A 14,474-nucleotide genomic window follows, 5' to 3' on the forward strand; every position below is an offset into this window, starting at 1 on the left:
ATGAGTGGGATGACGCAACAAGCGTTCCTGGAGATTGCACAGCGACTGGCTTCCTTGCCTGCGGACAAGAAAAAGCTGTTCCGCCAGCGTCTGGCCGAGAAGGGCATCGATAGCTGGCGTCTGCCGATAGTGCCTGCCGTACTCGGCGAAGGCCAAAACCTGCCTCTGGCTCAGGCGCAACGGCGCTTTCTGTCGGCTGAAGCCCTGAGCAGTCGTGCGCTCTACAACCTGTGCTCGGTGCTGCGTTTCGACCGCGACCTGGATGGCCAGCGTCTGCAACAGGCCATGCAGCAGTTGAGCGACCGTCATCAGATCCTGCGCACACGCTACACGACCGATGCGCAAGGTCAGTTGCAGCCCCATTGCGAACCCTTGCAGGTGTCTCTGCCAAAGGTCGAACGCTTGACACTGGAGGCTGCCGACTACGAGCAATGGTGTGCCGACGAATACGCACGCCAGCTCGCCGAACCCTTCGATCTTGCCCAGTCTGCACCCTGGCGCTGGCAGGCCTTCAGCGATGTGCAGGGCCAGTCGACCTGGCTGTTTTTCACCATCCATCACGTGGCCTACGATGCCTGGTCGGCTCAGCAGCTCACTCTGGAACTGGCCGAGGCTTATCGGGCGCTGGCCCTGAATGAACCTGCCCGGCAACCCGAGCTGAGCATTCAGTACGCCGATTACGCGGCCTGGGAACAGGAGTGGCTGGACAGCGACAGTTGCCAGCAGCACATCGAGTTCTGGCGCGCCCAACTGGCAGATGCTCCGGCGCCGCTGGCCTTGCCTCTGGACCGAGCACGCCCGGCAGCCAGCCAACGCCGGCATAGCGGTGCAGTGCTTGCCCGTGAGCTTTCGCAAGAACTGACGACAGCAGTCGAAGCAGCCATTCGCAAGCAGGGCGTGACGCTGTACATCTATGGCCTGACCGCTTTCAGTTGTCTGCTGTCCCGCTACAGCGGCGAAAACGATTTGTGTCTGGGGACTTCCGCCGCCCAGCGTGACCGGCCGGAACTGGTGCCCTTGATCGGCCCGTTGCTCAACACGTTGGTGATCCGCCAGCAGTTGCAGGACAACCCTGACTTCACCAGCGCACTGCTGCGCACCCGTGACACCGTCGCAGCCGCCTTCGATCATCAATTGCTGCCGTTCGAGAACGTGCTGGAAAGCCTTGAGCGCCCACGTTCAAGCCCGCTGTTCCAGGTCATGTTCGTGCAGGTCGACTTGCCCGCAAGCCGTACCCTGGAACTGCCCGGTGTTGCGGTCGAAGTGCTTGACCCACCGCAGCGCCATGCCCGTTTCGACCTGACGCTGCGCATGGTCCGCACCGCCGACTCGCGGCTGCGCTGCGAGCTGGAATACAGCGACGAATTGTTCGATGCCGCCACGGTCGAGCAGATGCTGGACGACCTGCTTGCGATTCTTGGGCAGGCTGCGAGCCATCCCCAACGGCGTCTGGCCGAACTGCAACTGGTTTCGCCAGCGAGCGAACTGAGCGGTCCGGCATTGGGCTCGACGCCCTTGCCGCTGGACCGGCAAGTCCAGCACTGGGCGACCCATACACCGACCGCCCCGGCCTTGTGCAGCGTTGGGCAGAACATTGACTATGCAACGCTGGGTTCCGCCAGTCGGTCGTTGGCTGCAAAGCTGGCCGGGCAGGGCGTCGGGCCGGGTCATGTGGTTGCACTGTGCATGCCTCGTTGCGCAGAGCAGTTGCTGGCGACTCTGGCTTGCTGGCAGCGCGGTGCGGTCTGCCTGTTTCTCGATCCAGCCCAGCCGCCGCAGCGACTTGCGCAACTGTTGCAGGACAGTGGCGCAAGCCTGTGGCTGACCCTGGCCGAAGCGCCTGAAACCGGTATCGACATTGCGCGCCTTGAGCTGAGTGCTGGCGACTGGTCGGCTGACGCGCCTGTGGATTCGGGCCAAAGCCTGAGCCAGCCGCAACTGCCTGCTTACCTCATCTATACCTCGGGTTCGACCGGTCAGCCCAAGGGCGTGCTGGTCACCCATGCCAATCTGGCGCATTACGCGACGGCTGTTGGCCAACGTTTGCAGGCAAAGTCTGGCAGCCGTTGGGCGACCCTGGCCACCGTGGCTGCGGATCTGGGCCTGACGTGCGTATTCGCAGCCCTGAATGCCGGTGATCCTCTTGTTCTGCCGCCCGCATCCCTGACCTTCGACCCACCGGGCTGGGCTGACTTCCTCGACCAGCAGCCGGTGGACTGCCTGAAAATCGCGCCTTCGCATTTGCGCGGTTTGCTGGCACTGGACGATGCCCGACGGGTGTTGCCAAGAGAGGTGCTGATTCTGGGTGGCGAAGGCTTCGATCAGGCGTTGTTCACGCAAGTACGCGAACTGGCACCGCAACTGCGCATCTTCAACCACTACGGGCCTTCGGAAACCACGGTCGGCGTGATCTGTGGCGAAATTTCGTCCATCGATTCACTGGAGTCGGGGCAGTATCTGCCCTTGGGTCAGCCATTGGCAGACTGTGAACTGCGCATTGTCGATGGCAATGACATTCCGGTTCCGCTGGGTGTGGCCGGTGAGCTGTTGATTGCAGGCCCACAGGTTGCACAGGGTTATCTCGGCCAGCCTGAACTGACTGCAAAGGCATTCGGTTCTACGGCTCAGGATCATGGCCATAGCCAGCACCAGCGCTTTTACCGCAGCGGCGACCGGGTTCGCCTGGATCGCAACGGGCGTCTGGTGTTCCTCGGTCGTCAGGATGATCAGGTCAAGATCCGTGGTTTCCGGGTCGAACCGGGCGAAGTCAGCGCCTGGCTCAATGCCCGGCCACAGGTTCGCGAAGGTGCGGTGCTGGCACAGGAAATCAAAGGCCGGACACAACTGGTGGCGTATATCAGCCCCGCGCTGAGCGCTGAGGAACTGGCTGACGTGCAAGCCGAGGCCAGGCATCAATTGCCGGAGCATATGCTGCCTGCCCACTGGCTGGTGCTGGACACACTGCCGCTGACCGCCAATGGCAAACTGGATCGCCGCGCCTTGCCGGAGCCGGCTGGAACTGAAGCAGCAAGCGCAGTCGCTCAGCCACCGATGGGGGCCACGGAGCAGCATCTGGCGCAGTTGTGGTGCCAGGTGCTGGGTTGTGCGCAGGTCGGGCGAGAAGATGACTTTTTCGCCCTCGGTGGCGATTCGATTCTCAGTCTGCAACTGATCGGCCTCGCTTCCCGCGCCGGGCTCAAGTTGAAACCTCGGGACGTCCTGCAGCATTCCACGCTGGCGGGCATGGCCCTGTGCATCGATTGCCGCCAGCAGCCGGCCTTGTCCACGGTTCTTGACGCCTTTCGCGAGTTGCTTGAGCAACCGGGGCTGGGGCCTGATGCCGACTTCTTTGCCGCAGGTGGCGACTCGATCCTCAGCCTGCAATTGATTGCCCGCCTGCGTAAGGCCGAATTGCGCCTTATGCCTCGGCAACTGCTTGAAAACCCGACGCCTCGGCAATTGGCCGGTGTGCTGAAACCCGTCGCAGCATCCGCCGTTGCGCCGCAGGCAGTGGCCCAGGCAGCCAATCAACCTCAGCCCTTGTCCCACGCTCAGCAACGGGTGTGGTTCATGCAACAACTCGATCCGGCGCAAACGGCTTATAACGTCACTCAGTTGCTGGCCTTGCGCGGCAATCTGGATGTGCCGCGACTGCAAGGCACTTGTCAGGCGCTGGTCCATCGGCATGAAGCGCTGCGCTGCCGTTTCTTTGAAGAGCAAGGGCAGGTCTGGCAGCGTCTGGAGGAGACAGGCACGCCGATCTTCAATGTGCATGACCTCAGCGGCCTGAGCGAGTCCGAGCAACAGGCAACCATCGCCAAGGCCGCCCGACGTGTCTTCGATCTGGTCAACGGGCCGCTGCTGGCCATCGATGTATTCAGCATTGCGCCCGGCGATTACCGCCTGCTGTTCAATGTGCATCACATTGCCGTGGACGGTTGGTCCATGGGCTTGCTGGTTCAGGACTTTGCGCTGATCTATCAGGATCAGCCAACACCTGCAACAACCGGTTTGCTGCCGTTCATCAAAGAGCAGCGGCAACGTCTGGACGGCGAGCAAGGCCAGCAATTGCTGGGTTATTGGCAGCAGCGCCTGCAAGGTCTGGGCAATGAACCTCTTGAGCTGCCCGATCACTGTCTGCGGCCAGCGGTGCAGGCCTACGAAGGTGCCCGTGACGAATTTATCTTGCCGCGTGTTCTGAGCGCGGCAGTCGATGCACAGGCCCGAGCGTTGGGCGTTACGCCTTTCGTGCTGTACTTTGCTGCTTACCAGCTTCTGCTGTGGCGGCATGCCAGGCGCACTGATTTCGCCATCGGCTTACCGGTGGCAGGGCGTGAGTCGGCGACAGGGCAGGCGTTGGTCGGCCTGTTCGTCAATACCCTGGCTCACCGTGTACAGATCGATGCCCGACAAAGCCTGCAATCGTTCATCAAGACCCTGAACGGGCAACTGGCCGATGACATGGCCCATCAGGAGTTGCCGTTCGAGCAACTGCTGGACAAGCTGGACTTCGAGCGCCACCTGGATCGCACGCCGGTGTTCCAGAACCTGTTCAACTACCAGATCGACCATGGCGACTCCCGCCGCTTCAGCCTGCCGGGCGTCAGCGTCGAATCACTGGCACTGCCGGACGGCGTGGTCAGTGCCAAGTTCGATCTGACGTTCAATCTGTTCACCCACGGGCGTGGCGTTGATGCCAGTACTCGCCTGATTGTCGAGTACGCCACTGCGCTGCTGCGTCCTGAAACCGCTCAGCGTCTGGTCGAGGATTATCAGGGCCTGCTCGGCAGCCTGACCCGCCTCGATCTTCAGCAGAACCTGCTGGAAGTGCCGCTGGATTCGGTTGCAAGACTGGCCACCTCTGGCATGTCCATGGACGTGTACTGCGAAGCGGATTTTGTGACGCGCTTTGAAGTACAGGCGGCCCTGCATCCCGAGCGCGTCGCGGTATTCAGCGCAGACCGTCGCTTGAGCTACGCAGCGCTGGATGCTCAGGCCAACCGGCTGGCCCATTGGCTGCTGGCGCAGGGCGTCGGTCACGAATCGGCGGTTGCCTTCTGCCTGCCGCGAGACGAAAGACTGCTGGTGTGCATGCTGGGAATCCAGAAAGCCGGGGCTTCCTACCTGCCGCTCGATCCCGGTCATCCAGCGGCCCGTCAGGCGCAGATTCTCAATCGGGCGCAGCCACACTTGCTGCTCTGCGATGCGCGGGCTGCCGACTTGCCGGAGCAACTGCGCAGCTACCTCTGGGCCGATCTGCCGCTGGCGCAGTTCCCGGCACAGGCTCCGGCGCTGGGCAGAAACCTTCAGCAACTGGCGTATACCCTCTACACCTCGGGCTCCACCGGGCAGCCCAAGGGCGTGCAGATCAGTCGCGGCAACTTTGCTAACTTCCTGCTGGCCATGGAGCAAGCGTTGCCACTGGACAACGTGCAGCGTTACCTGGCCTTGACCACTGTCACCTTCGATATCTGCGGTCTGGAGCTGTGCCTGCCGCTGGTGCGCGGCGGTTCCGTGGTGCTGGCCGATGATGAAGAGCGTCAGGACCCTGTGTTGCTCGCCAGTCTGATCAAGAATCAGTCCGTGGAGCTGATTCAGGCAACACCTGCCACTTGGGCCATGCTGTTGCAGGGCGACAGCCAAGTGCTGGCCGGGCGTGTGGCACTGGCCGGTGGTGAAGCGCTATCGGCGGAAATGGCGACTGAGCTGCGGCAATCCGTGGCTCATCTGGTCAACGTCTATGGCCCGACAGAAACCACCGTATGGTCTACCCAGACCCCGATCGATGCGCTGCAATTACCTGTCGCGCCTATTGGCCGGCCATTGCTCAACACCCGTTGCCACGTGCTCGATGAGCATTTGTGCGAAGTGCCGCCTGGCTGCGTGGGTGAGCTGTATATCGCCGGTGATGGTCTGGCCCGTGGTTATGCAGGGCAACCGGGCCTGACAGCAGAGCGCTTCATTGCCGATCCGTTCAGCACCGATGGCAGTCGCCTGTACCGCACAGGCGATCTGGCGCGCTGGCAACCCGACGGGCAGTTGTATTACCTGGGCCGTACCGACGATCAGATCAAACTGCGCGGTTTCCGTATCGAACTGGGCGAGATCGAGGCGGTTCTGCTCAGTCACCCGAAACTGGTTCAGGCGGTCGTGGCGGTGCAGGGCGAGCATCTGGCTGCCTTCTGGGTTGCAGAGGCAGGCAGCCCGCCCGACGAAACCGAGATCCGCGACTATTTGCAGGCGCGCTTGCCGGTTTACATGCTGCCGACGCATATGCAGGCACTGGAACAGTTGCCTCTTAACACCAACGGCAAAGTGGATCGCAAGCAATTGCCACGCTTGCAACTGGAAACCTCTGCCAGCAGCGCCGTCCAGCGTCCGCTATCGGCCAGCGAAACCTTGCTGGCTGAAGTCTGGGGCGCAGTGTTGAAACGCCAGCAGATTCCAGTCGACGGCCATTTCTTCCAGTTGGGTGGGCATTCGCTGATGGCTGCCCAGGTGCGTGGGCGCTTGCGCGAGCAGGGTTTCGAAGTGCCGCTGCGCTGGCTGTTCGAGACCCCGGTACTGGCTGAACTGGCTGCGCGGCTCGAAGGCCTGGCGCGTGATCTGGATATCGGCTCGCTGGCGATTCCTCACGTCGATCAGCAAATCGAACAGCCCTTGTCTTCGGCGCAGCAGCGGGTCTGGCTGATGCAGCAACTGGATCTGGCCGACAGCAGTTTCAACATGAGCAGCAACGTGCGTTTGCGCGGAGAGCTGGACGAGCAATCCCTGCAACGCTCATTGCAGCTACTGGTAAGTCGGCATGCCATCTTGCGCACCACTTATCACCAGCAGGGCGGCGAGTTGCGCCAGCGGATTCATGGGGATCTGTCGGTAGAGCTGCAAGTGATCGCCTCCAGTGAAGCCCAATGGCCGGCCGAGGCCCGGGAGGTTGCGTTGCGACCTTTCGATCTGGGCAGTGAGGCGCCATTGCGTGCGGTGCTGTATCGCACTGGCGAGCAGGAACATGTGCTGCAACTGGTCATGCACCATATCGCTTCAGATGGATGGTCCGGCGCGGTGCTGGTGGATGAGCTGATTCAGGGCTACGAAGCCTACAGCGCAGGCCTGCAACCCGCGCAGGGCGAACTGCCGATCCAGTACGTCGACTATGCCGTGTGGCAAGGTTCGCCCGCAGTTCAGTTGCGTCAGCGTGAAGGTCTGGACTTCTGGCGACGTACCCTGGCGGGTATCCCGTCGCAAGTGCCATTGCCGTTCGACTTTCCGCGCCCGGAACGCGACACCGGTACTGGTGCAGCGCTGGACTTCCAGTTGTCAGCCGCAACGGTAGAGCGCCTGAAGGCCTTTGGCCAGGACAGCGGCACTTCACCGTTCATGCTGTTGCTGACCTGTTATGCCGCCGTGTTGCAGCGCGAGACTCAAGGCCGGGACCTGGTAATCGGCACCGATGTGGCGAATCGTGACCACCCGGATACCGAGTCGCTGATCGGCTTCTTCGTCAACCTGCTGGCCTTGCGTATCCGTCTGCAACCGGAACTGAGTTTCCGTGAGCAGGCGCAGCAGGTCAGAGAGGTTTGCCTGCAAGCGTTCGCCTGGCAGGACACGCCGTTCGAGCGTGTTGTTGAATGCCTGGAACTGCCGCGTGTGGCCAACCTGCATCCGTTGCTGCAAACGCTGTTTGTCCTGGACAACACGCCGCGTCAGCAACGCCAGTTGGGCAACCTGCAGGTCGAGCCGCTGACCGGTGAGCAGCATCATTCCAAGTTCGACATGGCGCTGTTTGCCAGTGAAGACGGGGATGCGATCAGCCTGCGCTGGGTGTATCGCACCAGCCTGTTCCGCCCAGCCACGATCGAACGCCTGCGAGACGCTTTCGAGTCGCTACTGGAAATGGCCCTCGGTGCGCCTGAAAACCCTATCGATACCTTGATTCCGACTGTAAAGGGAGCTGCTGCAATGTCCACGGACAACCCGGTGCAACGCAAGGTGAGCAAATTGGGCAAGATGCGCCAGAGTGGCACCCCGGCCACCCGCGAGCCCATCGAGGCCCGGCCGTTGCGCGAAGGCTCGAAATTCCCCTTGCTGGTGACTCTGCGCGACCGTGAACTGGCGCCGGCCATCTGGGCCGAGGCCAACCGTGACAAGGTAGAAAACTGGCTGCGCGAGCATGGCGGCATTCTGTTCCGTGGTTTCGATCTGCCGACACCGGTCGATTTCGAGACCTTTTGCCAGGCCCTGTGCCCGCAGCTTTATGGCCAGTACGGTGACCTGCCGAAAAAAGAGGGCGGCAAGAACATCTACAAGTCCACGCCATACCCCAAGGACCGGATGATCCTGTTCCACAACGAAAGCGCGCATCAGCATCGCTGGCCGCGTCGGCAGTGGTTCTACTGCGAGATTCCGGCCACCACCGGTGGCGCGACGCCGATTGTCGACAGCCGCGAGGTCTATCGTGAACTGCCGGCCTGGTTGCAGGCGAAGCTGCGCAGCAAACAACTGATGTATGTGCGCAATTTCAGCACCAGCCTGGACGTCAGCTGGCAGCACTTCTTCCAGACCGAGGAACGTGCCGAAGTCGAGCGGATCTGCCGTGAAAGCAATATCGAATTCCAGTGGCGCGGCGCCAACGACCTGCACACTCGCCAGGTCTGCCCGGCCGTGATCCTGCATCCACTGACCGGCGAGGAGAGCTTCTTCAACCAGATCCAGCTCTACCATCCGGCCTTTCTGGATGCCGATATCCGCGAGCAGTTCCTGCGCGACGGCGCGGCGACCATGCCGAGGCAGGTGTTCTACGGCGATGGCTCGGAGCTTGAAGAAAGCGCCATCGAGGCCATTAACGCTGCCTACGACCGTTGTGCTGTGCGTTTTGACTGGCAGCAAGGCGATGTGGTCATGCTCGATAACATGCTGGCGGCCCACGCACGGGACCCGTTCGACGGCGAGCGAAAGATTGTGGTGGCCATGGGCGAGATCTATGGCCGTGATCAGGTAATGGCTGCCCCGGCGCAGACCGAAGAGACCCACGCAGAGTTGAACCCATGATGGATCTTGGATTAACGCTTTCACCGCAACAGAAACAGCTTGCCCAGACCAATCCACAGGCCTGGCGCTGGGTACGGATGCAACTGGCGGGCGTGCCTGCAGGCACGATCGAACAACGCCTGCGGGCCTGCCTGGAACAACATGAGGCCCTGCGCCTGCGCTATCAGCGCCCGGTCGGTGCCACTGCGCTGCGCCAGCGGGTTGCCGAACTCAGCGAGCTGCGCCTGGACTGGCGTCAGGCTCAGGCCAGCGATGGTCATGATGCACAAGGCTGGCTGGAGCAGGCCCGAAGCCATTGCCAGACAGAACAACCGGATGTACTGGCCTGGCTGCTGGACGACAGCCTGCTGTTGGCGGTTCCGGTCTATTCACTTGATCAGCGCAGCCTGATCCAGTTGCAGGACCAATTACTGGGCCGTAGTGCAGCGCTTGAAGCCGAACCCATGCAATACGGCGAATATGTCGAGTGGATCAACGGCCTGCAACTGGACGAAGATGCCGAGCAAGGCGCGCAGTTCTGGCGCAACCTCGCGTTACAGGATGTGCCGGGCATGCGCCTGATCGAACGCTATGGCATCGCCAGTGGCAGCCATGCGCGGGTCAGCCTGGAACTTGCCCGTACATTGCCAGTTGCACTGAATGCACTGGCCGAGCGCGAAGGCGTGGAAGTCGAGCAACTGGTACTTGCAGCCTGGGGGTCGCTGCTGGGCAGGCTCAATGGTCAGCAGCATGGCCAGCTTGGCTTGCAGCATGATCCTCGCGATGACTATGAAGAGTTGCAGGGCGCTTATGGGGTTTTCGAGCAGACCCTGCCGATGGTGGTGCAGCTTTCTGAACACAGCACCCTGGTCAATCTGGCCAGGCAACTGACCCGTCAGCTGGAAAACGCTGTCGAATGGCAGGAATATGCAGGCCAGGCCCAACTGCTGCCGGAATGGCGCGCCAGTTTCCAGACCGGGCTGAGAGTGCTGTACACGTCGCAACTGCAAGACCTGCACGTGTTGTCTTTTGATACGCCGGTCGAACTGCACGTGCAATTGACTCTCGATGCACAAGGCAGCGGTCAACTGGCGCTGGCCTATGACTGCGGTTTGTACCGTGGCGAACAGGCGCAGGTATTGCTGCAGCGTTTTGCCCATTGGCTGGAGCAACTGGTGCAGTCGCCCAACGGGTTGATCAATGGCTTCGACCTTCATTTGCCCGAGGAACTGCTGCTGGCACCGGCGCGTCCGGCTCTTGAGACCGATCTCGATATCATCGCGACCTTGCGTACTCACGCCCGGACCCAACCGGATCGGCCGGCATTACGCTATGCGGATCAAATATTCTCATACGCCGAACTCGATGCCCTGAGCGACCGTGTGGCCGGCAGCCTGCATCAGGCCGGTGTGGGACGCGAGCAACTGGTCGGTCTTTACCTGCCACGCGGCGCGCAAATGCTGGTGGCGATGCTGGCCTGCTTCAAAGTCGGTGCCGCATATCTGCCGCTGGACCCCAAGCAGCCACCGTTGCGTCTGGCCGGTATTCTCGACGACGCTCGACCGGCGCTGTTGCTGCATGTGGAAGACCTGCTGCCCGAAACGTCGCTCAGGACTTTGAGCTGGTCAGAAGCCAGCAATGGCCCGCTGTTCGGGACGCCGCAACCTGTGGCTGCCCAAGACCTGGCCTACGTGCTCTATACCTCGGGCACCAGTGGCAAGCCTAAAGGCGTGCAGATCGAACAGGCTCAACTGCGCCATTACGCCACGCAAGTGACCCGGGCGCTGCAATTGCCCGAGGGCGGGCATTATGGACTGGTATCGTCGTTACTCGCGGACCTGGGCAACACTGTGCTGTTCCCGGCCTGGCTGCAAGGCGGGTGCGTGCATGTGCTGGAGCAGTCCACCGTGACCGATGCCCGGGCGTTTGCCGAAGAACTTCAGCGTCATCCGCTGGATGTCCTCAAGATCGTCCCTTCGCATCTTGAAGCCCTGATGGGCGAGCACGCTGCCGACATTCTTCCTCGCAAGGTCCTGGTGCTGGGCGGGGAACCCGTCGGTGAGCATTTGCTGAGCCGTCTGGCCGAGGCTAAACCGGCCTGTCGCCTGTACAACCATTACGGCCCGACCGAAACCACGGTCGGAGTGCTATGGCGAGCGATTGATCTCGATCAGGGCGTGGCAGGCAGTGCATTGAGCCAGGTACTGGGAGATAACCGCATCCATCTGCTCGATGAACAGCAGCGACCAGTACCGCCGGGACAGGCCGGTGAGTTGTGCATCAGCGGTAGCAGTGTCGGACGCGGCTATGTGGGGGATGTGGGCGGCTCTGCCTTTGGTATCGATCCGCTCAGTGGCAGTCGCCTGTATCGCACCGGCGATCTGGCCTTGCGTCAGGCTGATGGCGCACTGCGCATTCTGGGCCGCAACGATCAACAAGTGAAAATTCGCGGTTTTCGCCTGGAGCTGGCGGAAGTCGAACAGGCACTGTTGGGCCAGCAAGGCGTTTTGCAGGCGGCTGTGCTGCTGGATGGCGAAGGCGATCATGCGCGTCTGCTGGCCTTTATCGTCAAGGACGAGTCCGGCTCTCAGACAACAGATCAACTGCGCGCCAGTCTGGCTCGCCAGTTGCCGGACTACATGCTGCCCAGCGGTATTCTGGAGCTCAAGGCACTGCCACTGAACAGCAACGGCAAGCTGGATCGCAAGAACCTGTTGGAGCGTGCCCGGCAACGCCTGCAAAACACGCGAGTGGCGCCGGTCGGTGAACTGGAAACCGCTATTCTTGCCATCTGGTGCGAAGTGCTGGGTGTCGACGACCTGGGCGTGACCGATAACTTCTTTACGGTCGGCGGGCATTCATTGGCGGCGATCAAGGTGGTGTCTCTGCTGCGCGAGCGTCTGTCGCTCAACCTGCCGACCAATCTGTTGTTCGAGCGCCATACCGTGCGTGACCTGGTGAGTGGCCTTGGCAATGGCGAGAGCAGCGGCCCCTGGAAAGTCTTGAAGGAAGCCGATGAACAGTCGCCAGCCTTGCTGCTGGTACACGGAGCCCAAGGGCATCTGCAGGCGTATCAGCCACTGGCGGACAATCTTGGCACCCAAGTCTCGGTCTTCGGCCTTGCAGCTCTGGAAAAAGGCTGGGACGAAAGCGATATGGATGCGCTGTTGCAGCAATATGTGGCGAGCATTCCTGTCGAGTTGAAACAGCGCCCGCTGGTGCTGCTGGGCTGGAGCCTGGCTTCGCGGCTGGCCTTGTTGTTGGTGCCGCATTTGCAGGCCAGCGGTTTTAACATCGCAGGGCTAGCCGTGCTCGATCACGATGCCCAGCGCAGTCTGGCAGGCGAGGGCGATGAGGCAGGGCAGTTGATTGCCGACTTTGCCTTCTATTGCCGCAGCCACGCGCAGCCGATTGGCGAATCGTTAAGAGAGCGTTTGACGGGGCTGCTGGCCGGTCATGACTATGCCGAAGGCGTTACGCTGTTGCTCAACGATCCTCAGGTACGCTCGCATCTGCAATGGGAAGCGGCCGACGCCGAACTGCTTGCGCTGCTGGGGCAATATCGCTCGATCAAGACGCGCCTGTATGAGCAGACCTTGCCCATCGTCGATGTGCCGCTCTGGCTCTGGCGCGGCAATGTCCATGGTGACTTGCGTACCCAGTGGCAAGCGCATACGCGGCACCCCGTTCGCCAGTGGGTGCTGGACGTTGGGCATCACGATATACCGGGCGAGCCTCGACTGGCCGAAAGCCTGTTGCCTCTATTGTTGCAAACCTCTGCCAAGGCGGTATCGGCATCATGATTCTATTGAAAGAACTGCTGCATAACGCTCGATGGCGCATCTTTCTTGCGGTGCTGAGCAGTGCCTTGAGTGCAGCGGCCAGTATCGGCCTGATCGGCTACATCAACCGCAGTCTGGAACAAGGCCCTGGCGATATCGGTCAGGCCTTGCTGATGTTCGGTGGCTTGTTGGTCCTGCTGTTTATCAGCGGTGTCACCTCGCAATGGTTGCTGGTACAGATTGGCCATCGTCTGGTTTACCAGTTGCGGCTGCGGCTGGTGGGCAAGGTGTTGGGCACTGCGCTGGAACGTATCGAGCGGCTGGGCAGCCCGCGCATCTACAACGCGCTGACCAAGGACGTGACTACAGTCGCCACGGCATTCAAGCAACTGCCGATTTCCCTGTACAACGGCTTGCTGTTGCTGGCAGGGCTTGCGTACATGGCGTGGCTGAGCCTGCCGTTCTTTTTCCTGACACTGGTGGTTATTGCCTTCGGGGTCGGCCTGGATGTGTTGCTCGGGCGTAAGGTCAAGGCTCTGATGCAGGCGGTACGGCGCCAGGATGACCAGTTGACCGAGCAGTTCGAGGCAGCCATTCATGGTCGCTGCGAACTGGGCCTGAGCCGCGAGCGCCGGCATCAGCTCTATCAGCACAAGCTGGAGCCCATCGCACGGGCGTCGCTGGATGCCTCGGTGCGCGCCGATACCTTGTGGGCGATCAACCTCAACTGGACGACCCTGCTGGTATTCGTGCTGATCGGTACGCTGTTCTTTCTTGGCCAGGGGCTTGGCTGGCTGAACCAGCAGGTGGTGGTGGGCTACGTACTGGCAATCATGTTCCTGCGCACGCCGATCTCGATGATCCTCGATGCCATTCCGGCAGTCATTCGCGGTCATGTGGCTTTGCAGGCCATCGATGCTCTGGCCCTGGGCGAAACGGTGCAGTTCACGGCACCCGCACAGGCGTCGCAACCCTTTGAGGAGCTGCGCCTGTCGAACGTGCGTTATCGCTATCCCGGCCAGAGTGACGAGTTTGCCTTTGAGCTGGGGCCGATCGACCTGTCGATTCGCCGTGGCGAGCTGATTTTCATTGTCGGCGGCAATGGCAGTGGCAAATCGACCCTGGCCAAGTTGCTGACAGGGCTCTACGTACCCACTTCGGGCCAGGTTTCACTCAATGATGTAGTGCTCGATATCAGCACCAGCGAGTGGCATCGCGAGCATTTCGCCGCCATCTTTGCCGACTTCTATCTGTTCGCCGATGTGCTGGGCGAAGCAGGTAATCATGAAGGGCTTGAGGCTCGGGTGGATCATTATCTGGAGCGCCTGGGGCTGGCCCATAAAGTCGAGTTCGCGGCCGGGCGCCTGTCCACCACATCCTTGTCCATGGGCCAGCGCAAACGCCTGGCGCTGTTGATGCTGATGATGGAAGGCCGGGAAGTCTTCCTGCTGGACGAGTGGGCGGCGGATCAGGACCCGGTATTCCGCCATGTGTTCTACAACGATCTGCTGCCCGAACTGAAGGCTGCCGGCAAGACGGTAATCGCCATTACCCATGACGACCGCTATTTCGATGTTGCCGACCGGGTCTATCGCCTCGACTACGGCCATCTGGTGGATTACGACCGCGAGACCGAAAACCCTTTCCAGCTGGTGAAATGAGGGC

General features: G+C 61.4%; 3 protein-coding genes. All 3 read left to right on the top strand.

Annotation, left to right across the window (positions count from 1 at the left end; genetic code table 11):
• The 3 genes from JL015_RS01155 to JL015_RS01165 are packed head-to-tail and all read left to right on the top strand — an operon-like array spanning position 1 to position 14,470.
• Positions 1-9,048: a non-ribosomal peptide synthetase gene (locus tag JL015_RS01155; RefSeq protein WP_201017079.1), complete on the top strand. Its 9,048-nt coding sequence runs from the start codon at positions 1-3 to the stop codon at positions 9,046-9,048.
• The gene (locus JL015_RS01160; protein WP_201017080.1) at positions 9,045-12,830 is read left to right on the top strand and encodes a non-ribosomal peptide synthetase; all 3,786 of its coding nucleotides are present in this window, start codon (positions 9,045-9,047) and stop codon (positions 12,828-12,830) included. Before JL015_RS01155 ends, JL015_RS01160 begins: the two co-directional genes overlap by 4 nt.
• Positions 12,827-14,470: a cyclic peptide export ABC transporter gene (locus JL015_RS01165; RefSeq protein ID WP_201017081.1), complete on the top strand. Its 1,644-nt coding sequence runs from the start codon at positions 12,827-12,829 to the stop codon at positions 14,468-14,470. The genes JL015_RS01160 and JL015_RS01165 overlap by 4 nt, the downstream gene beginning before the upstream one ends.
• The last annotated feature ends 4 nt before the right edge of the window (positions 14,471-14,474 follow it).

It is taken from the genome of Pseudomonas cichorii (assembly GCF_015471405.1).
Lineage (GTDB): Bacteria > Pseudomonadota > Gammaproteobacteria > Pseudomonadales > Pseudomonadaceae > Aquipseudomonas > Aquipseudomonas serbiensis.